The sequence below is a fragment of the Acinetobacter sp. AOR43_HL genome (genome assembly GCF_027854635.1).
Lineage (GTDB): Bacteria > Pseudomonadota > Gammaproteobacteria > Pseudomonadales > Moraxellaceae > Acinetobacter > Acinetobacter pittii.
Map to the genome: position 1 here is coordinate 272,850 of NZ_JAKTHX010000032.1, position 21,376 is coordinate 294,225.

The window sequence follows — 21,376 nt, forward strand, 5'->3', positions numbered from 1 at the left end:
ATATTTTTAATAAGAGAACAATATGCTTCAGCTACAGTCAAAATTGGCCACTCAAGGCGTGACTATTTTTAGTACCATGACGGCACTAGCACATCGTCTAGGTGCACTCAACCTGTCACAAGGCTTTCCAGATTTTCCGGCGCCACAAGCCTTACTTGAAGCCTTATCTCAAGCGACTTTAGCTGGACATAATCAGTACCCGCCTGGCGATGGCATTCTCGGTTTACGGGAGCAACTCGCTTTACAATTTCAGCAGCGTGATCAACTTCAACTTGATCCTGTTACTCAAATCACGATTACTCCCGGCGCAACCATTGCAATTTTTTGTGCCATACAAGCCTGCATCAATGCAGGTGATGAAGTCATTATTTTTGACCCAAGTTATGATAGCTATGGCCCTTCTGTCGAGTTAGCAGGCGGTAAAGCTGTTCATATTGCGTTGCAAGCACCTGACTTTAAGGTGAACTGGCAACAAGTTAAAGATTTGATTAATGACAAAACCCGTATGATTGTGGTGAATACGCCCCATAATCCAACCGGTACGATCTGGGCAAAACAAGACTGGTTAGAACTCATTGAACTGATTCAAGATAAAAATATTCTGGTTTTATCCGATGAGGTCTATGAACACTTAGTTTTTGATGGTCAACAACACTTTAGCGCATTGCATTTTCCAGAGCTCAGAGAGCGTAGTTTTGTGATTGGTTCTTTTGGAAAAACCTTTCATGTGACGGGATGGAAAACGGGTTACTGCGTCGCTTCACCTGAGCTGATGCGTTTATTCCGCCAGATTTATCAATATGCGAATTTCTGTGGTACGACCCCTTGTCAGATTGCTCTAGCGCAATATATGGAGCAACATCCAGAACATATTCAAGAGCTTTCTCAGTTTTACCAAACGAAAAGAGATCGATTTAATCAGGCAATTCTCAATAGTCGTTTTTTACTTAAACCTTCTCAAGGTACTTATTTCCAAAATCTTGATTATAGTCAAATTCGTCCCGACTTAAACGATGTGGAAATGTGCCAGTTTCTTGCCGAGCAACACAAGATTGTGGCTATTCCAGTTTCGGTTTTCTACCAGCAAGCGCCTGAGTCTTTACGCTTGATTCGATTCTGCTTTGCTAAAAATGATGAGACTCTGCAAAAAGCAGGAGAAATTCTGAATCAATGTTAATAAATTTAGCCACTTAGCACTGTAAAAATACTACAAGTCATTCACTCCAAATATGCTAAGTTGAATATCCGCCCAGCTCAACAAAGAGATGGGCGATGGAGAATACATGCCACCAAGACAGTCCTTAATTCAACAGCAAAATCTATGGAAAACATTTTTTGTTTTCTTGCTACCCTTGATTGCAACCAATATTTTGCAGAACTTGTCGGGAACTATTAACACCATCTTTGTTGGTCAAATGATGGGAGTAGATGCAATTGCGGCAGTTTCTGTATATTTCCCTATCTTATTTTTGCTACTCGCTTTTATTATTGGGATTTCAACGGGTACTACTGTTTTAGTAGGGCAAGCATGGGGTGCGCAAAATATAGAGAAAGTCCAAAGTGTGGTCGGTTCTACCCTGTTTATGACCATCATTGGTGGAATTATTACCGCGATTCTTGGTGTGTTTTTCGCCCATGATATTTTGGAGCTTTTAGGTACAGATCCCAAGGTAATGCATCTTGCTTTGCCTTATGTACAATGGATGTTGGCGGGTAGTCCACTTCTGTTCGTTTATATTATCTATACCTCAATTTTACGTGGTGTGGGAGACAGTACGACCCCTTTACTGGCTCTAGCTTTAACCAGTGTCATCGGTGTAATTATTACACCAATTCTTCTCAAAGGTTATTTTGGCTTTCCTGCCCTAGGGATTATTGCTCCTGCTATAGCATCAATTATTAGTTATATCGCAATATTAATTTTTCTCGCGATTTATCTTAACAAGAAAAATCATTCACTTCGGCCGAATCGTCAACTTCTGCAACATATCCGTCATAATCCAGAACTGAGCAAAATTATTTTACGCTTAGGCGTCCCAACTGGTATTCAAATGATTACCACCTCAATGGCGGGTTTAGTTATTGTTGGGTTGGTTAACCATTATGGTTCACATGCTACAGCAGCGTATGGAGCAGTGAATCAGGTGCTCAACTATATTCAGTTTCCAGCGATTTCGATCTCCATCGCAGCCTCAATTTTTGCAGCGCAAGCGATTGGTGCCGGTAAATCAGATCTATTAGCGCGAGTAACCCGCACGGCTCTGGGAATGAACTTTTTATTTACAGGTGCCTTAATTGCACTTGGTTATCTATTTTCAAAATATTTAATGGCTTTGTTTATTACCGACCCAACTGTGGTGGTGTTAGGTCAACAGCTTTTATTTATTGTACTTTGGGCGATTTTATTCTTTGGCGCAGGTGCCATTTTTGCATCTATCATGCGTGCGAGCGGTACCGTGACTGTTCCAATGCTGATTAACATCTCTGCCATTTTATTTATTGAAATTCCATGCGCTTACTGGTTTAGCTCAATGTGGGGACTTAAAGGCATTTGGGTTGCCTATGCCTTGGCATTTGTCAGTCTATGTATTATTCAAGGCTTGTATTATCAATTTATTTGGAAGAAAAAGACGATCAAAGTTCTTATTTAGAACCATCCAAGCCACATAAAAAAAGCCATCATTTGATGGCTTTTTTTTATTTAAATCTTATTTCATCCATTTGGTCACAACAGTTGAAGCACGTTGATATCCTGTTGGGAACAAACGCTGCAATGCATCAAGAAATTTTGCATCACTACCAATCAATAAACGGCGTTTATTTTTCAAAACGGCATCCAAGATTTGACGAGCCGCTTCTTCTGGTGGAGTACGTAGAAACTTATCAAAGTTTTGAATCGATTTAGCTGGGTCCATACCTAAAGTACTCAAGCTATCACTCATTTTTGCAGCTTTAGCAATATTGGTACGAATTCCCCCCGGATGTACGCACAAAGAACTCACGCCACTTTTTTCAATATCCAACTCTTGGCGTAACGATTCGGTAAAGCCACGCACAGCAAATTTAGTTGCGTTATAACCAGATTGTGTCGGTTGAGCAGTCAAACCAAATAAGCTCGAGATGTTAATAATGTGCCCATCTTGAGTTTGCTTAATGAACGGTAAAAATTCTTTAGTACCGTATACGACACCCCAGAAGTTAATTCCAACAATCCACTCTAAGTCTTCGTAGGTTGCGCCTTCAACAGTCGAGCCTAACGCAACGCCAGCATTGTTAAAAATCAGGTTAACAGAACCGTGATCTTGCACAGTTTCTTGCGCCCATTGTTTTACCGCTTCACGGTCAGACACATCAAGCTTTTTGGTGGTAACAGTAATATTGCTGTACGGCTTTAAAAGCTCGACAGTTTGTTGTAATCCTTTTTCATTAATATCACTCAACGAAAGATGGCAGCCCTGTTTTGCCAGAAGAATTGCTAACTGTTGCCCAATGCCAGAACCCGCGCCCGTAATTGCAGCGACTTTGTTTTTAAAATTTTTCATTGTCCATCCTTTGTTTTTCGATTTGCACAACCGGTTCATTGCATGTGCACTTTAGACACCTTCAATATAATTTTGACAATACACATTGTCAATATAGTACACTGTAATTTCAGATAGAATGGCACAATTCTGCTGAGGGCTTTATCATAGTGAGCATATTTGGCCAAAACCTATAAATTAGGAAACCATTCTTTAGGAAACAATTTATTTATGGCGACTAACGACTCAACCAGTAAAAAGAAAACAAAAAGTGTGAGTAAAGAACGTCAGTTCAAAGGGTTATCTCTATCTGAACGTAAAGAGGCACGCCGTGAAAAGCTGATTGAAGCGGGTATTGCAACCTATGGAACCCTTGGTTTTTTTTCAGTGACGGTAAAAGATGTCTGCCAAGAGGCAAAACTCACCGAACGTTATTTTTATGAATCATTTAAAAAGAGTGAAGATTTATTTCAAACCATCTTTTTAAAAATGATTGAAGAATTACAGCAAAATCTGATGCAAGCCGTGATTAAAGCTGCGCCCGATCCCGAAAAAATGGTTGATGCGGGTTTAAGAGCACTGCTGACGACATTAAAAGATGATCCGAGATTAGCTCGTATTGTCTATGTCGATGCAGTTCTGGTGCAAGAATTACATAATCAAGCCACCATTCAAGAAACACTTGCGCAATTTGATCGCATGATTCAAGCCTTCGTTATGCTGACCATGCCCCAAATTCAGCACCATGAAAATGAGCTTTCTTTAATCGCAACTGGTTTGAATGGATATGTCACTCAAATTGCAATTCGTTGGGTGATGGGAGGATTTGAGCAGTCTCTTGAGCAGGTTTTAACTGCATGCCGTATCGTTTTTTTATCTTTATTAGCTCAAGTTTCAAAATAATATTAAAGTTTTTTGACAGCCAAAAATGTGAAAAAATAGCTAAGCAATTAAGGTGATAACCTATTGAATGATTTTAGAAAGTTTAAGGCTTAGATGTCATAATTTGGTCATACCTTTGCCTTAGTTTTGTCACAAATTATTGCTAAATTCATTTTTATAGACTTTTCTGCAATGAAATTGTCATAATTAATCTTTGTAATAAGCCTGTCATAACTACAAAACGGTTCACCGTTAAATCTATAGGATATTGCGTTGTGAAAGATGACTATATTTTAATTGTCGATGATGAGCTTCCTATTCGTGAAATGATCCATACTTCTTTGGACATGGCAGGCTTTCAGTGTTTACAGGCAGAAGATGCCAAACAGGCTCATCAAATTATCGTCGACCAACGTCCGGCGCTTATCTTGCTTGATTGGATGTTACCTGGAGGCGTAAGTGGTGTCGATTTATGTCGCCGCTTAAAACGTGATGAGAATTTAGCAGAAATTCCAGTGATTATGCTGACCGCTCGCGGAGAAGAAGACCATAAAGTACAAGGTCTTGATGCGGGTGCAGATGATTACATGACGAAGCCTTTCTCAACACGTGAACTGGTTTCACGTATTAAGGCAGTTCTTCGCCGTGCAAATGCATTAAGTGGTGAAAAAACAATTGATGCCAATGGTTTAATTCTTGATCCTGTAAGCCAGCGTGTTAGCTTTGGCAACAGCATTTTAGATATGGGCCCAACTGAATATCGCTTACTTGCGTTTTTTATGACCCATCCAGAACGTGCATATACGCGTGCCCAGTTGCTCGATCAGGTATGGGGCGGTAATGTATATATTGAAGACCGCACTATCGATGTGCATATCCGTCGTTTGCGTAAAGTGTTAGAACCTTTTGGTGTTGACCGATTTGTTCAGACTGTACGTGGAACTGGCTACCGTTTCTCAACACGTGCAGATTTAGCCGCAGGTTAACCAAGATTTATGTATGAACCCTACCCCGTCCCTGAACAGGTACGTGAACAAAAGCTTTCTCGCTACAGTAGTTTATGGACGTTTGCCAAACAAGATTTACGGCTTTTATTATTTTTTCTAATTATTGCCGGTTTAGTCGGTTTCGGTATTGGGTATTTCTGGAGCTGTATTTTTATCGCCTTCGTGGTGTTTTTTACACTCCAATTGCGTTCTTTATATCTGGTCAATGACTGGATTGCGAATAAACCTTATGACGTTCCTCCAAACCTTAACGGGATTTGGGGGGCATTGTTATTTAATGTTTACCGTGCCCAGCGCCAAGAACGAATTGTTCAGGCCGAAATGGTCGGTTTAATTGACCGGGCTCAGTCTTCATTAGTTGCTCTTGCTGAAGCGGTTGTACTCATTGATGATCAACATCAAATCGAGTGGTGGAACCCTGCTGCTGAACGTTTGTTAGGGATCAGCCCTCTCGATCGTGGCCGAAACCTCTTAACGATTTTACGTCAGCCTACTTTTATTGAATATTTTAACAATATTGATCAGGCACCTGATGGAATTAAGCTTCACTCAAATTTTGATGATGACCGTTATGTGCAGGTTAAACTCACAAGATTTGGTGGAGAAAGTCGTTTATTGGTGGCTTACGATGTGACTCGTATGCACAACCTTGAGCAAATGCGTAAAGACTTCGTCGATAATATTTCGCATGAACTTCGTACGCCATTAACGGTGCTGAGTGGTTATATTGAAACATTTACCGACCAAGAAGATATTAGCCCACGCTGGAAACGAGCCTTTGATCAAATGCAGTCACAAACCAAGCGTATGAATGCTTTGGTCAATGATTTACTGCTATTATCGAATTTAGAAAATAACAAGAAAATCGCAAAAAACCAGATTATTGAAATGCCGAGTTTAATGAATCAACTGTTTGATGATGCTCAGGCCTACAATGCCGATTATGGACACACGCTCAATTTACATATTGATAGCCACTGTGACCTGATTGGTTCTGACATGGAAATTGCCAGCGCATTTAGTAATTTAATTACCAATGCCATCAAGTACACACCAAAAGGTGGAACCATTACCATTGGCTGGCATGATGATGGCGAACATGCTTACTTTAGTGTGCAAGACACAGGCATCGGAATTAACCCTAAACATTTGCCACGACTGACCGAACGCTTCTATCGTGTTGATAGCGATCGTAGTCGTCAAACAGGTGGTACAGGTTTAGGCTTAGCCATTGTAAAACACGTGCTTATGCAACACGGCGCTTATTTAGATGTGCAGTCCAAAGAAAACGAGGGATCAACATTTACCGCAGTTTTTCCAAAAGAAAGACTCTATAACATGACCTAAATTTGGCCCTCTCACATTTAAAAAGCCGACTCATGAAAAGTCGGCTTTTTTGTATTATTTAAACCAATTTACTTAAAATTTGAGCAATAAGATTTTGTCTGATTTTTCTCTATGACATTTAAAAAGTGAGTGGCAAAAGTATTACTTTGACGCAGTGCATCACGATGATCGCCACCATCAATCGTTTGATAAATAGTTGGTTTTTTTAATTTACATAGCTGTTGGTAATAAGCAGATGTCCCTCTAGGGTCGACTAAATGATCTTTAGAGCCTTGAACAATCATTAAAGGCACAGTCGGCACCATATTTTCAATAGACTGCTGTTTTAAATAAGCCAAAAGAGGTTTTAAGTCTGCGTTAGGGCGAAATATGCTAGAAGGTGACTTCTTCAAATCAGATTGAAGTTCAGATAAACAGCGACTACGTGCTTGAGTTAGCACCATGTTCATTTCTGGACTGACTAGGTTTTCAGGAACAATGCTTGGTTCTGCTGCTTGTACTCCCAATAACACAATTGGGAAAAAAGCAGCCACACTAGGTTCTGGGTTCGGATTAGTTTTCACATATTCTGCAATGCCTTCATATTGATAGCCGCCTGGCGCAAGAGCGATTGCGCCTTTTAAATCTAGTTCGGGAGCATCTTTTTGACCATAGGCAGACACCGCAATTGCCGCAGCCCCGCCTTGACTATGCCCCATTACCAACCATTGTTTATTGAAATCTTTTGGCTTAAGCATATGTAATGCACGCACTGCATCAACCACTGTATGCAGTTGGCTCTTTGCATTCATATAGGGATGTGCGCCTAATGTACCTAAACCTTGATAATCAGGTGCGACTACTGCATAGCCACGTGCAAGCCAACCATCTAAAGCTTTGGAAGCAACTTCTTGATATGAGTGAACTGGCCCACCCACATAGTCGCCCGAAGGTGCACAAGTATCAGCAACTCCAGTCGTACCATGCGCCCAAGCAAGTATCGGCCAGCCATTTTTGGGTGGCGTTCCTTTTGGTAATAAAATAAAAGCCGATGCAACAATAGGTTCGCCCTGAATACCTCGACTACGATAATTGACCAACAAACGCTGATCTGCATGAGGAAACAAATCCGTCACAGCTTGCTGTTCTAGCGACAATATTGAACCCGGTTTTTCGCTCACAATTTGCTTACCCAAATCTGTAATTGGAGCAGCCATAGCAGAACCAGATGCCAAACAAATACTGCTAAATAAAATTTTTAAAAAAGAATTACTTTTTCTAATCAAGGGATTACTCCTCTATTATTTACATTACATCTAATTAAATAATTAATTTATAAAATATAAATTACCATAGAATCTTCTATATTTATATTCAACTCAAAATAATTTACATTTATATAGTCTCTTAAAATCTCATTAAATATATTTTAAAGAATATATATTATAAATATCGTTGCAAAAATTAATCCAATTTTAATAATAAAAAATATATGCTGATATTTTCTTAATTACGATAGCGATTAAAATGCTAAAACAAAAATTTATACCCTACCTGATTTTTCTTATTCTCGGTTCTCTATCTATCCATAGTTTTGCAGATGTACAAGTATATGGTCCGGGTGGGCCAGCACCCGCTATGAAAGAAGCCGCCAAACAATTCACTAATAAGACAGGAATAGCAGTTCATGTGACTTCTGGTCCTACTGCTCAATGGTCTGAAAAAGCGAAACTAGATGCAGATGTTATCTATAGTGGTTCCGAAGCCATGATGTCTGATTTCGAAAATACATTTTCTGAGCAAATTATAAAAGACTCGGTTGAACCTTTATATTTACGCCCCGCAGCGATTTTGGTGAGAAAAGGAAATCCTAAAAATATTAAAGGATTTAAAGACCTCGCTAAATCTGGCGTTAAGGTTTTAGTTACACATGGTGCAGGTCAAGTTGGTATGTGGGAAGATATCGCTGGCAGAACTGGAAATATCCAATTAACAAAAGCTTTTCGAAAGAATATTGTTACCTATGCAGCCAACACAGGTATTGCCAAGAAAAACTGGGAAGAAAATAGCAGCTATGATGCTTGGTTAGTCTTTAATATTTGGGGAATCAGTAACCCAGACGTTGGACAAATTATTCCTATCGAACCAGAGCTAGTTGTCTATCGTGACACAGGTGTAGCCTTGACTAAACATAGTTTAAAAGATGCCGAGGCTAAACGTTTTGTAGATTTTCTATCTTCACAACAAGGCAATACTATTTTCAAAAAATATGGTTGGACTAAATAATTAAAAAGGGAGCCAAGCTCCCTTTTATTTTTTAAAATTATTCACTCTAGTTCACCTAGAATATATTCGTTTCAAATTAAATATACGCCTGCGGCATATAAAGTGCCTAGTACTAAACAAAAGGCTGAACTGATATACCAAAATAAATCACTATTTCCCACAAATTTTGATTTTAACCATGGAAAAGCAAAACCACGGATAAGAAAAACCGCTGCAACAAGCGACAGAATAATTTTGGTAAAAGGTAATATCTGTATTCCCTTTGCTGCAAAGAAGGCATACATAGAACATACAGTTAGAATTAATCCCACAGTTATAGCTGTAAAATTAGGATACCAGTGCCCTCTTTCGACCATCTGGACAATACTTTTACCAGCCCCTAAAAACCGAAAACTATTTGCTCCCCAGAACACACAAAAAAAATGAAGTAATGCGGCACAGAATGTTAATAGTGCAGCCAAATATAGTAGAACGTTAGGAAGTGATTGCATTAGATTTTATACTAATCAATATATGTGAGATTTATTATACTTAATTATAAAATATATAAAACTTATAAATAGTTAAAATAAAATTAACTTGGTATTTAATATTTTAAATACCAAGCTTAGGTCATCTCAATTATTTACTCTCAAACTCTTTAAAATCAGCTTTTCTGATTTTTGCATGGATCCCTTTGGTTTTATCTACTACTTGTGAAACTTCAAAATCAGTTGCGGCACTTAAATAGGCGTACGCTGTCGCTTCATCAATACCGTATTCTTGGTTTAAGAAACGAATGGCTTCACGTGTAGACTTTTTCATCGCTTCATCAAGATCTTCATCAAGTCCCGGTGTAATCCAAAACTCAGCATTTTCAGCCAAAGGTTGTTTTAAATCTTTGCCCGGTATTTTGTCCTTACCTGCTTTGAGTAAGGTAAATTTCAGTGTGGCGCGGGCTGAAGCTTCTAGTGCCGTTAATGCCACTTCCCCATCGCCTTGCGCGAAATGACTATCACCCGTATAGAATAATGCACCTTTAACCTGAACAGGATAATACGCAGTTGAACCTGCACCTAGTTCATTAATATCAATATTTCCGCCATACATTGCAGGGGGTACAGAGTGAACAGGCTCAGACGTATTGGCTGCTACCCCCATAATTCCCATAAAAGGATAGAGCGGAAAACGTATTGATTTACCCGATTCTGTTTTTAATACACCTTCGTACTCACCTTTAGCATTTTTTTCGATTGGGGTAAAAATCGATACATTTCCATAGCGTTCAGGATGCTCAGCCGATGCATTTTCTTGCTTTACTTTTTTAGGAAACTCCCCTACTAAAGCACCTTTACCATGTCGATTTGAAATCACACCGTAAGGAACACGTGGCTCAACTTTAAGTACTTCAACTTTCAGAATATCACCGGGCTGTGCGCCTTCAATTGCAACAGGGCCTGTCACAATATGCGGCCCATCTTTATGAAAATCATGCTTTAAATTTGATTGCGTAATTATTTTTGCATCTTCCAATATTTGATTAGAATTTACACCCTTCGATTTAAAAAACTTTTCAGCATTACGCCCTTGGTCTTCAAGCAAACCTTCATGAGAAACCGTATCAAATGTTACGACACTACCCGACGGAACAGTAAGCACGGGTTTAGCATCTCGATTTGGTAAATAGCCCCATGTAATGGTATTTAAAGTAGATGGAACATAATAATTACCTTTATATTTCCCAGTTTGAAGTTGAGTAGGTTGTTTTGAAATTTGATTTAAAACTTTAAAATCATTGGCATGGCTGAGTGAAATACAAAGTACAGATAAAACCGAAGCTGTCAGGCGTTTAACTTTTAACATGATTTCAGAACCTAAAAAAATATGAAAGTTACAGTAAAGTCCTGAACAAGTAGCAAGCATTGTGCCAAGGCTAAAGTTGTGTAATATCTAAAAAGCGCTTCATATTTATAAAATTAAATAATTTTTTTAGATTTAATAACTTATCTTCAAATAAGATTAAAATTACGACTTAAGTCTAACTTAAGTATTTCTTTCTATTTTTATTTATTAATTTTCAATCATATTAATATTTTTGCTCTCTTTAGACACATATTTATAGGCTAGTTAATATAACGTCCTATTTCAGATCACTTAATAATAATTATATTTCCATATAATATAAATCCAGACATAGTTATATATTTTGCTTTTATATAATTTAAATCAAAAAATAAACCCTGAATAATTAAACTCAGGGTTTACTTGTTTTATAGGGATTATATCGCTTACTAAACTGTATGTCCCATGCGCTCGCCCATTACAACCACAGACTCAGCTTTAAAACGTTGTTCCCATTCGATCTTATCTTTTTCAAATAAAATAACGGCTGTAGAACCTAAATAAAAACGTCCCAGCTCAGCACCTTTCTCTAGCTTTAACTGATGATGTTGCAATTCAATACGGCCTGAAGGTTTTACCTTGCCTGTTGCCACAGTTTCAATACCAGCAACAATCATCGCACCTACTAGAACAACAGCCATACGACCAAGTTCAGTATCAAACAAACACACCATGCGTTCATTACGAGCAAATAATCCCGGTACATTTTCAGCAGTGACCTGATTTACTGAAAATAGCTCGCCTGGCACGTATAACGTTTCTGTTAATGTCCCTGCAAACGGCATATGAACACGATGGTAATCACGCGGTGATAAATAAACCGTCGCGAACTCACCGTCTTGGAATGGTTGAGCAAGTTGTGGATCGCCAATTAATTTCTCTACAGAGAAACTTTGACCTTTTGCTTGAAATACTTCACCCGCAGTGATCTTACCAATTTGGGAAATTGCGCCATCTGCTGGGGACACGATGCTATCTGCATTTTCATCAATCAGACGTACACCTTCTTTTAATGCACGGGTAAAAAAGTCATTAAAAGATTTATATTTCAGAGCATTGCCTTGTTCAGCAATCGATAAATCAATCCCATATTTAGCTTTAAACGCATGAATAACAGCGTTTTTCACAACTGGATTTTCACTCGCAGCAACTTTACCTACCACACGGCTCAATTGATGCTGTGGTACAAGGTTTTGTGCCTTAATAAATAATTCTTTTTTTAATCGAGATGTGAAACTCACGACGGTGATTCTCCAGTAATAATAGGACTATCGAGGCGATTGCCCCATTCACTCCACGCACCATCATAGGCTTTTGCTTCCCAGCCCAAGAGTCTAGCCAGAATATAGGCCAAACCGGAACGGTGATGTGACTGGCAGTACACAACTACAGGTTGTTGTAAATCGAACCCAAGTTGTTCAAGGCGCTGCCGCGTGCGTTCAAGCGGATGCAATTTTAGATGATTTTGACGATTAAGTGCAGTACTCCATTCAAAATGGAGGGCATTTGGAATGTGACCGCCGCGTCGCGCTGCTAAACGGACACCACTATATTCATCACTCGTCCGGCAATCCCACAGTTGCACACTTTCTTGCTCAACTTGTTTGCGTAGCTCTTCATAGTTCACACGGAACTGAGCGGCATGTGATAAATCAATTTGAATTAAGTCTGTAACAGGAGAAACTTTTTCGACTTCTGCTGTAGTAGGTAAGCCTGCACCTAACCATGCATGGATACCGCCGTTAATTAAACTGGTACGGGTAAATCCTAGGCAATGCAAATTCCAGATTAAACGCCCAGCCCATGCTCCACCTTCATCGTCATAAACTACAACATGATGATTAGGTGAAATATTCAATTTTTCAATAAGTGCTTGCAAACCCGCTTCATCTGGCAAAATACCAGTGGCTTCTTCTTGTTGAGCCACTAACCATTTAGGCTGTAAATGAATGGCATGTGGAATATGGAGTTGTTCATAAACCGATGCACGGCTCAAATCTATAATGCGAATATATTCATTGCCTAAATAAGGCACTAATTCTTCTGCTTCTATTAATAAATCGAGTTTAAAATCAGGGAGTGTCATCGTCATGGTTTCTTTTTATACCAGCTTATTTTCAATCTTAGCATAAGCATATATCTAACAAACTCTGATTTTCTGCTACGCTTTAGCAGAAAATCAGATATCAGCATTCTCACTTTTAAAAATAAAAAATAGCGAGACCACTTTTTACTTAAACCACTTCTTCAAGTTCTTCGATTTCAAAAACCTGACGCAAATAGGCCAAGAAAGTATCGTTGTCAGTCATGGTTTTACCCGGACTATCAGAGATCTTCGCAACTGACTGACCATTACATTCAACCAGTTTCAACACAATATTCAGTGGCTTTTGCCCCATATCGTTGGTTAGGTTAGTACCAATACCGAAACTCACCTGAAAACGATCTTTAAAGTATTGATGCAACTCCCATGCCTTTGGCAAATTAAGGCCATCGCTAAAGGTCAGCATTTTGGTTTTGGTATCAATTTTTAATTTACGGTAATGTGCATACGCCTTATCACCCCATTCATACGGGTCGCCACTGTCATGACGTAAACCATCAAATAGTTTGGCAAAATACAGGTCAAAGTCGCGTAAGAAAGCGTCCATCCCTACCACATCGGTTAGGGCAATTCCTAAATCTCCACGGTACTCTTGTACCCACGTCTCTAAAGCAGCTTTTTGGAAATCACGCAAACGTACATCAAGTGCCTGAAACGCTTGTAGGAATTCATGTGCCATGGTCCCGATCGGTGTAATGTTAAGCTCTTTAGCCAGCAACACATTACTTGTACCCCGGAACACATTTGGTACAGTTTTATGAAATGCCGCTACGACATGTTTTTGCCAAGCAAAGCTATAACGACGACGTGTACCGAAATCAGAAACTAAAAACGGTGGATCGTTTGGCTGTTGAGATTTTTCATATTGCTGAATCAAATCGAGCTTTGCTTGTAAACGGCGTTCGCCTTCGGCCCAAACTTGATCTGTTTTGATACGGCTAAAATACAACTCGTTTACAATGGCTAGGACAAAAATCTCGAACATCATCGCCTGAACCATCGGTCCTTCAATATGAATATCTAATCGGCCTTCTGCATCAATACTAGCCTGAATAAAACGACGTTTGAGTTGGAATAATTCTAAGTAATCGACAAAGTCGCTTTTAATAAATCGTAATTTTCTTAAATATTGTAGCTCGTCTTCTTTATATTTGAGATTACATAAATGGTCGAGTTGCTCGTTTAAGTCATCCAAAATATCCACTAATGGATAGACTGTATCTTCTAAGTTTCTGCAACGAAAATGATAGACACTATGTGTTTGCGGGAATTTATGTAGAACCACTTGTAGCATCGTAAATTTGTACAAGTCTGTATCTAGTAAAGAATGGATAATTGGAGACATAGTCAATGATTATTCGCTTGCTTCTTAGCATTAAAGCATACTTTTATGGATGAATTACGAGGTTTTATACCATTGTTGCAGTTCCATGAAATTTCCTTTTAAAAATCATTTAATTTAAATTCTGCTAAACTACGTTAATTCAATTAATTATAGAAATTTGCTTTAACTATGCGCGCTTTAATACAACGAGTTCTTGAAGCCAAAGTGGTTGTAGACGGTGAAACTACAGGCGAAATCCAACACGGCCTACTGGTGTTTTTAGGCATTGGCAGAGATGATACTTTGGCTATTGGCCAAAAGCTTATTGATAAAATTTTGAAATATCGAATTTTTGATGATGAGCAAGGCAAAATGGGTTGGAATGTATCTCAAGCAAATGGTGGAATCTTGCTTGTGTCACAATTTACCTTGATGGCACAAACACAAAAAGGTTTGCGTCCAGACTTTGGCCCGGCAATGCCACCTAGCGATGCAAAAGCGTTATACGAACAATTGGTTGAATATACACATTCTCAATTTGAAAACGTTCAAACCGGAATTTTTGCTGCGGATATGAAAGTACACCTCATTAATGATGGGCCAGTAACTTTTAATTTGGAAGTCGAAGCATAGACATAAAAAAACTCCCAAAACGGGAGTTTTTTTATATCTGTATATTAACGTCCAGTTTTCTCTTTAATGAAAGCACGTGCCTGACGTACTTTATCTTTTACTGGTTTTGGTAACTTAGGTGGAATGAGCTTAGCGACTTGGTTAAACCATACCAGTAGGCTGAAGTCACCTTCCATTTTAATGCTGCCATCTTGCATACCCGTCATAAATGCTGTTGGGTCACCTTTGATCAAAGTTTTTACACCTTGCTCACTGTCTGCAAATTGCAAAATAAAATCAGCTTTTTCAGGTGCGCCTGCAACGGTATCAATCTGACCATTATTAATAATGATCTGACGTGCAACACCTAAATCTGTACCGATCTGAATACGGAATGCGCGGTCATGAATCAGTTCAATAAACTTAGGGCTAGTACGCGCCAACTGCTTCATACGCAGCACTAAACCTGCTACCAACAAATCTAATGGGTCTGTACTGACATCAACAAGAGGTAACTTGACTACAGGTATGGAAGAAAGTTTCATGAACATTCACGCCTATTGTATTTTTATGAAAACTTTAGAGCAAAACTTAGCAAGGACATACCATTGCCTGTGTTTTATGCATCAATTGATATTTTTTAGCTGGCAACGCAATCTAGATGAAACGTCAACAGACGCATCTATCGTAGCATAACTGGCTATTTTTTAATAAATGCTTTGTATAATAAAAATCACGTTTCGTAAATGAAAAAGGCATGCTGTGCATACCTTTTTACCGTTAGATAACAATTTAATTATCGGCTAGAACATTGCTGCTGATCATCTTCATATACTGGCGTGTGTTCTATATATTGGCGATTTGCCAATGCCTTTTGTGCTTGTTTATCCTCACGTAACAAAATAAATGTAACCATTACCATCGCTAGACTTAATGCAGTTAAATAACTATATGTGACTGGCATTTCAAAAGTGACTTGAACTCCAAAACGGACCACTTCCAATAGCCCCCAAAAGAACATCCCTGCAAGCATAAAACCAAGCCAACGACGGTAAGGAGAAAAGAACACAGCAACAAGCGCGACAGCAATTAAGCTGAATCCGGCGATAGCGGCAAAATTCGCTGTTACCATAGAAACCTCCGTCTTAATGAAAACGTCTAAAAACATTCGGTCTTTAATACCCGACCTCATTCCAAAAACAACTTTAATTCATGATTTGTGTTGAAGCTTAGGATGCATTATGGATGTTTTTTTTTAGAAAAAAAGACCCGTTTTTTCTTAATGCGACATACTTTGTCGCAACATTCTTTTGTCATTACATTTTTGTAAAATTCAAAAAGTTCGATTCCCTATATGGCATCAATTCTGGCGTGTCATTACAAAAAAATATGCCGTTTTTAAGGACCAAAATAAGTTTTTTTCAGATTTTTTTATTGCCTTTTTTCTGTGCAAAATTTTGTCATAACTTGCTTGTTTTTATGACTATTCTGCATAAAAAAAGCGCTACTCTGAAGTAGCGCTTAAAGCTTATCCTTATAGGTTAAGCACGATTTAAATCTTTATCATGCATACCGAGTAAATAAAGCACACCATCTAAACCAACACTTGAAATCGCTTGATTTGCGTTTTGGCGTACTAATGGTTTTGCACGATAGGCAACACCTAAACCTGCAATCGCAAGCATCGGTAAATCGTTTGCACCATCGCCTACTGCCATCGCTTGCTCTAGAGAAATACCCATCTTATTTGCAAGTTCGCGTAATAGCTCAGCTTTACGGGCGCCATCTACAATCGCACCTTTCACTTCGCCTGTTACGAAACCGTCTTGCACATCTAAAATGTTAGCGTGAACTTCATCAATACCGAGTTTGCCTTGTAAATATTCAGCAAAATACTGGAATCCACCAGATAAAATTGCCGTTTTATAGCCAAGTGCCTTTAAGGTCGAGATAAGACGTTCTGCACCTTCGGTAATGGTTAAACGCTCTGCAATTTTAGGTAAAACAGCAGCATCAAGTCCTTTCAATAATGCAACACGTGCACGGAAACTTTGCTGGAAATCAAGCTCACCTTGCATTGCTCTTTCAGTAATTTCAGCAACTTGTGCGCCTACCCCTGCTTCAATCGCTAACTCATCAATCACTTCTTGTTCAATTAATGTTGAGTCCATATCGAAACACACCAAACGACGGTTACGGCGATAAGCGTTGTCTTCTTGAACAGCAACATCAATATTTAATTCGCTTGAAAGAAGTAAACAAGCAGCACGCATGGCTTGTGCATCTAAAGTTGGGCCGCTGCTTAAACCAAACTGTACACAGGCACGACGTGGGAATGCGCTATCTCTTTCGAAGTCTACACGACCTGATAAACGGGTTACTGTTTCGATGTTAAAGCCTTGGCTAGACACAATTTTTGTAACTGCTTGTAAGTGTGCAGCAGTGAGTTCTGGGGCTAAAGCCGTGACGATATAACGAGTACGGCCGCCTTCACTTACCCATTGATCGTATTCTGCGCCCGTGATTGGTTTAAAGCGCACTGTTAAGCCAATATCATGTGCTAAAATCAAAATCTCTTTCATTGCCAATGCGGTCGCAGTTTCATTATTAGAAGCGACCACAATGCCTAATGTAAGTTGATTATGAATAACAGCCTGACCTACATCCAGTATTTGCAATGAATGTACGGATAGTACTTGCATTAATCGGGTAAACTGGTTTGGTTGGTCCGGTCCTAAAAAGGATATAAGAATGATTTCTCGCATGAATTGACTCTAGTCTGAGTGACAACTATTGTAAGAATCATAATCGAATTTCAATATAATTGCCTTGGAAGTTTAACTTGATTGCGCCTAGACAAGGGCTATTTGCTAGCCTACTGATCGTTAGTTTTGCATTGCATACCTTTTTATTGGTCATTGCAACGACACACCAGCTTAATGAAAACCGTGCGAGTCAAGGTCAGCTCATGACCAGTCAGCTCGTTGCAGACAGCTTATCTGAGCTTGAACCTGCTAATACGGTGTCTTTAGCTCTGATTGCCAATCGCTATGCGACCAATCCAAGTGTTGCGTCTATTCGCATTCTTGATGCGAACAAACAGGTTCTAGCAACAAGCGGAATTTCAAAAACCCGCCAAGGCGAAATTTTTGCTCGTGATGCCCTTCAAAATGAAAAGAAAGTCGGATCTATCGAAGTTACGTTGATTCAGCCAAGTATTGGAGAAATTCTTCGTACTCAATGGCTTGCAATTTTAGCTTCTCTGTTTTTGCATGTTTTATTATGGCTTGCCTATCGCGCGATTGCTCGTCCAACACGAAGCGAATATTTGGCACGCATTAATGAAGAAAACCGCTTGAAGCATGAAATTCAGCAGTTAACTCAAGCATTGGCTCTAGAAAAACAAAATACGGTAACCTTGGTTGCACAAGCTCAGCAACAAGCTAAAGCAAAACCAGCAGCTCGCCAACAAGCCGAGAAAACTTCAGATTCAGCTGACCAACATACGTTGGCACTCAATATTCAGTTTTATGACCCTAAACAGTTATTAAGCAGTGTTAACCAATCGGTATCTGTTCCTTATTTCAAACTCTGCCAGCTCTTTTTAAACAAGAGTATTGAGTTATGCGTTAAGCATTATCAATTGAAGCTCACAGATATTGAAGTAGTAGATGAGTTTAATGCCGAAGGCGCGACACTTGCGATTTCAACTTCTCATACGCATGCCGTAGAATGTCTGCTTATGATTGGAACCGTATTCCAACTACTTTCAGATGTTTTATATAAACGTTATCGTGAAGATAAACGCTTTGCGCTGCAAACTCGTAGTGCAACATGTAATGCTGTAGAAGCTATGCAAATCGATGCAAAAGAAGCTGCTCAACGTTTAGCACAGCATCTTCACGCTAAAGAATCTGCTTTATATCTTGAGAATGAACAGCTCAAAGCAATTCAAGACAGCTACCAACTTGTTGCAATGCCAAACCCAAGCAATGTGATGACACGTCATGCCTTTATGATCAATGGTATGAATGCAGAATGTGCTGAACTTGCTCAAAATATCCGCACTGAAATTTTAATGGGGAAAAAATCAATCCCACAAAATGATAGTCCAAGTAGTGCAGCTTCATAAAAAGTAACTACGCGCATCAGAACCTAGCCTTTTGGCTAGGTTTTTTTATTTAAATTCATAGCTTTTATTTAAAACTACTCCTTTTTCTTATGATTTATTTGTATAAATAAATCTCGATCTATTCTTAGATGTCACAAATTTGGATAAATCAGAATCATAGGCAAAATTCTCTAAACAGCGTAAACTATGCAAAATTTATTAAATAGAAATTGTCTTACGACAAAAAAAGGTGAAAGCGAATGCCGCTGAGTCGTGTTGAAGATCTTGTCGCCGATATTCGTGCAGGCAAAATGGTTATCTTGATGGATGACGAAGATCGCGAAAATGAAGGTGATCTTGTCATTGCAGCAACGCATGTTCGTCCTGAAGATATTAACTTCATGATTACCCATGCACGTGGTCTAGTTTGCCTAACGCTAAGCCGTGAGCGCTGTAAACAGTTAAACCTTCCGTTGATGGTTGACCAAAACGGTGCTCAGCACAGTACAAACTTTACCTTATCAATCGAAGCCGCTGAAGGTATTACCACCGGTATTTCAGCAGCAGAGCGTGCACATACAATTCAAGCTGCTGTCGCAGCGCATGCAAAACCAACTGATATCGTACAGCCGGGTCATATTTTCCCGTTAATGGCACAGCCAGGTGGTGTTTTACATCGTGCAGGCCATACCGAAGCAGGTTGTGATTTAGCACGTTTAGCAGGCCTTGAACCAGCTTCTGTCATTTGTGAAATCATTAATGAAGATGGCACAATGGCACGCCGTGCAGATTTAGAAATTTTTGCTGAGAAGCATGGCTTAAAAATTGGTACAATTGCGGACTTGATTCACTACCGCATGACCAATGAGCAAACGGTTGAACGTCTGGATCAAAAAACCATTCAAACAGAATATGGTTCATTTGAACTTTATCGTTATCGTGAGATTGGTAACCCGGACATTCATTTGGCTTTAGTTAAAGGCGAGCCAAAAGAAGGTGTTACAACAGTACGTGTGCATGGTTTTAGTCCAATTCGCGATTTGCTTAAGCTAAATAAAGCTGATGGTGAACCTGCGTGGAACTTAGACCGTGCCCTACAGACGATTGCAGCGAGTGATCGCGGTGTTTTAGTCTGGATCGGTCAAGATCATTTGCAAGACTTGGGACCAGCGTTGGATGATTTAAATAAGCCAAAACCGGTGAAATCCAATGCAGCACTTTCACATCAATATCAAACTATTGGTGTCGGTGCTCAAATTTTGCGTGATTTAGGTGTTGAAAAAATGAAGCTTCTTAGCTCACCATTACGTTTCAATGCTTTATCTGGCTTTAATTTAGAAGTAGTGGAATATGTCACTGCTGATCAAATCACAACGAAATAATCGAGGTTGCTATGGCAATTCGCCGTATTGAAGGTTTATTACATCTCGCAAGCGAAGGTCGTTATGCGATTTTAGTGGGTCGTTTCAACAGCTTTGTTGTTGAACACTTATTGGATGGTGCAATCGACACATTAAAACGTCACGGTGTAAATGAAGATAACATTACTGTTATTCACGCTCCTGGCGCATGGGAACTCCCGATTGTTGCTAAAAAATTAGCTACATCAAACCAGTTTGATGCAATCATCGCACTTGGCGCAGTGATTCGTGGTAGCACACCACACTTTGACTTCGTTGCTGGTGAATGTGCAAAAGGTTTAGGTGTAGTGGCGTTAGAAAGCAGCTTGCCTGTCATCAATGGTGTATTAACTACTGATAGCATCGAGCAAGCCATCGAACGTTCAGGTACAAAAGCAGGAAACAAAGGTAGCGAAGCTGCATTGACTGCTATTGAAATGGTTAATTTATTAAAGGCAATTTAAAGCATGTCTCAAACACTGCAAGCCGCTTATGCAGCAAAACGTAAAGCACGTCGTTTTGCTGTACAAGGTATTTATGAGTGGCAAATGAGTCACAACCCTGTACATGAAATCGAAGCACGCACCCGTGCTGAAAATGCAATGCACAAGGTAGACTTAAACTACTATCACGAACTTCTAACACAAGTGATTGCACAGCACGAAGATCTTGATGCATTACTTATTCCGGTTCTTGACCGTGAACTTAGTGCACTTGATGGTGTAGAGCTAGCAACATTACGCTTGGGTGCTTACGAGTTACGTGATCATTTAGAAGTACCTTATCGTGTCGTTCTAGATGAAGCTATTGAACTCGCTAAACACTTTGGTGGAGCAGATAGCCATAAATATATTAATGGCGTTCTAGATCGTTTAAGTTCAACACTACGTAGTGCTGAAAAACAACAAGCAAACTAATAGGT

The 21,376-nt window shown here is 39.3% G+C and carries 21 protein-coding genes; 11 read left to right on the plus strand and 10 right to left on the minus strand.

What is annotated here, in order from left to right; all coding sequences use genetic code 11:
• The first annotated feature begins 22 nt into the window (after positions 1–22).
• Together MKL33_RS16490 and MKL33_RS16495 are read left to right on the plus strand one after the other, a co-directional pair.
• On the plus strand, positions 23–1,177 hold the full coding sequence (locus tag MKL33_RS16490; protein WP_031968728.1) for a pyridoxal phosphate-dependent aminotransferase: 1,155 nt from the start codon (positions 23–25) through the stop codon (positions 1,175–1,177).
• Positions 1,178–1,283: 106 nt separating this feature from the next.
• Entirely contained in the window at positions 1,284–2,651 is a 1,368-nt protein-coding gene (locus MKL33_RS16495; protein ID WP_017387596.1) for an MATE family efflux transporter, read from the plus strand.
• Positions 2,652–2,708: 57 nt separating this feature from the next.
• On the opposite strand, the gene MKL33_RS16500 is transcribed toward MKL33_RS16495, so the two are convergent.
• The gene (locus MKL33_RS16500) at positions 2,709–3,542 is read right to left on the minus strand and encodes an SDR family NAD(P)-dependent oxidoreductase (RefSeq protein ID WP_002121857.1); all 834 of its coding nucleotides are present in this window, start codon (positions 3,540–3,542) and stop codon (positions 2,709–2,711) included.
• Positions 3,543–3,752: 210 nt separating this feature from the next.
• On the opposite strand from MKL33_RS16500, the gene MKL33_RS16505 reads away from it, so the two are divergent.
• From MKL33_RS16505 to phoR, 3 genes are all read left to right on the plus strand, one after another.
• A complete protein-coding gene (locus MKL33_RS16505; RefSeq protein ID WP_000224580.1) occupies positions 3,753–4,424 on the plus strand; it encodes a TetR/AcrR family transcriptional regulator in 672 nt (223 codons plus the stop codon).
• Positions 4,425–4,678: 254 nt separating this feature from the next.
• Complete coding sequence (gene phoB, locus MKL33_RS16510; protein WP_000650776.1) at positions 4,679–5,389, plus strand: phosphate regulon transcriptional regulator PhoB; 711 nt, start codon at positions 4,679–4,681, stop codon at positions 5,387–5,389.
• Positions 5,390–5,398: 9 nt separating this feature from the next.
• Positions 5,399–6,757 (plus strand): phosphate regulon sensor histidine kinase PhoR, encoded by a 1,359-nt coding sequence (phoR, locus tag MKL33_RS16515; RefSeq protein ID WP_002121907.1) that lies wholly within the window; start codon positions 5,399–5,401, stop codon positions 6,755–6,757.
• 68 nt (positions 6,758–6,825) lie between these two features.
• Here phoR and MKL33_RS16520 read toward each other — a convergent pair whose 3' ends face one another.
• Complete coding sequence (locus tag MKL33_RS16520) at positions 6,826–8,022, minus strand: alpha/beta fold hydrolase (protein ID WP_270907361.1); 1,197 nt, start codon at positions 8,020–8,022, stop codon at positions 6,826–6,828.
• Between the two features lie 241 nt (positions 8,023–8,263).
• Between MKL33_RS16520 and MKL33_RS16525 the strand changes: the two genes are divergently transcribed.
• The gene (locus MKL33_RS16525) at positions 8,264–9,022 is read left to right on the plus strand and encodes an AcfC family putative adhesin (RefSeq protein WP_270907362.1); all 759 of its coding nucleotides are present in this window, start codon (positions 8,264–8,266) and stop codon (positions 9,020–9,022) included.
• A 71-nt stretch (positions 9,023–9,093) separates the two neighbouring features.
• Here MKL33_RS16525 and MKL33_RS16530 read toward each other — a convergent pair whose 3' ends face one another.
• The 5 genes from MKL33_RS16530 to pncB all read right to left on the minus strand — a co-directional run bounded on the left by MKL33_RS16530 (position 9,094) and on the right by pncB (position 14,352).
• Positions 9,094–9,513, minus strand: a complete 420-nt coding sequence (locus tag MKL33_RS16530) for a hypothetical protein (protein WP_270907363.1) — start codon at positions 9,511–9,513, stop codon at positions 9,094–9,096.
• Between the two features lie 130 nt (positions 9,514–9,643).
• Positions 9,644–10,864: an acetamidase/formamidase family protein gene (locus tag MKL33_RS16535; protein ID WP_270907364.1), complete on the minus strand. Its 1,221-nt coding sequence runs from the start codon at positions 10,862–10,864 to the stop codon at positions 9,644–9,646.
• A gap of 428 nt (positions 10,865–11,292) precedes the next feature.
• Positions 11,293–12,144 carry an archaetidylserine decarboxylase gene (gene asd / locus MKL33_RS16540; RefSeq protein ID WP_014207963.1) on the minus strand — a complete coding sequence of 284 codons (852 nt, stop codon included), beginning with the start codon at positions 12,142–12,144 and terminating at the stop codon, positions 11,293–11,295.
• Positions 12,141–12,989, minus strand: coding sequence for a sulfurtransferase (locus MKL33_RS16545; RefSeq protein ID WP_270907365.1), 849 nt, complete (start codon positions 12,987–12,989; stop codon positions 12,141–12,143). The genes asd and MKL33_RS16545 overlap by 4 nt, the downstream gene beginning before the upstream one ends.
• Before the next feature lie 148 nt (positions 12,990–13,137).
• Complete coding sequence (gene pncB, locus MKL33_RS16550) at positions 13,138–14,352, minus strand: nicotinate phosphoribosyltransferase (protein WP_005078724.1); 1,215 nt, start codon at positions 14,350–14,352, stop codon at positions 13,138–13,140.
• A gap of 168 nt (positions 14,353–14,520) precedes the next feature.
• Between pncB and dtd the strand changes: the two genes are divergently transcribed.
• A complete protein-coding gene (gene dtd / locus MKL33_RS16555; protein WP_032023101.1) occupies positions 14,521–14,964 on the plus strand; it encodes a D-aminoacyl-tRNA deacylase in 444 nt (147 codons plus the stop codon).
• 44 nt (positions 14,965–15,008) lie between these two features.
• Here dtd and MKL33_RS16560 read toward each other — a convergent pair whose 3' ends face one another.
• The 3 genes from MKL33_RS16560 to serB all read right to left on the minus strand — a co-directional run bounded on the left by MKL33_RS16560 (position 15,009) and on the right by serB (position 17,708).
• Positions 15,009–15,488 carry a hypothetical protein gene (locus MKL33_RS16560; protein ID WP_002119134.1) on the minus strand — a complete coding sequence of 160 codons (480 nt, stop codon included), beginning with the start codon at positions 15,486–15,488 and terminating at the stop codon, positions 15,009–15,011.
• 251 nt (positions 15,489–15,739) lie between these two features.
• Positions 15,740–16,075: a ciprofloxacin tolerance protein AciT gene (gene aciT / locus MKL33_RS16565; protein WP_002119105.1), complete on the minus strand. Its 336-nt coding sequence runs from the start codon at positions 16,073–16,075 to the stop codon at positions 15,740–15,742.
• 409 nt (positions 16,076–16,484) lie between these two features.
• Positions 16,485–17,708, minus strand: a complete 1,224-nt coding sequence (gene serB, locus MKL33_RS16570; RefSeq protein WP_032005030.1) for a phosphoserine phosphatase SerB — start codon at positions 17,706–17,708, stop codon at positions 16,485–16,487.
• Between the two features lie 59 nt (positions 17,709–17,767).
• Between serB and MKL33_RS16575 the strand changes: the two genes are divergently transcribed.
• The 4 genes from MKL33_RS16575 (at position 17,768) to nusB (ending at position 21,371) form a co-directional block, all read left to right on the plus strand.
• A complete protein-coding gene (locus MKL33_RS16575) occupies positions 17,768–19,075 on the plus strand; it encodes a hypothetical protein (RefSeq protein ID WP_014207968.1) in 1,308 nt (435 codons plus the stop codon).
• A gap of 239 nt (positions 19,076–19,314) precedes the next feature.
• Complete coding sequence (gene ribBA, locus MKL33_RS16580) at positions 19,315–20,436, plus strand: bifunctional 3,4-dihydroxy-2-butanone-4-phosphate synthase/GTP cyclohydrolase II (protein ID WP_002119278.1); 1,122 nt, start codon at positions 19,315–19,317, stop codon at positions 20,434–20,436.
• 11 nt (positions 20,437–20,447) lie between these two features.
• Positions 20,448–20,918, plus strand: a complete 471-nt coding sequence (gene ribH, locus MKL33_RS16585) for a 6,7-dimethyl-8-ribityllumazine synthase (RefSeq protein WP_002119264.1) — start codon at positions 20,448–20,450, stop codon at positions 20,916–20,918.
• Between the two features lie 3 nt (positions 20,919–20,921).
• A complete protein-coding gene (nusB, locus tag MKL33_RS16590; RefSeq protein WP_002119137.1) occupies positions 20,922–21,371 on the plus strand; it encodes a transcription antitermination factor NusB in 450 nt (149 codons plus the stop codon).
• Positions 21,372–21,376 lie beyond the last annotated feature (5 nt).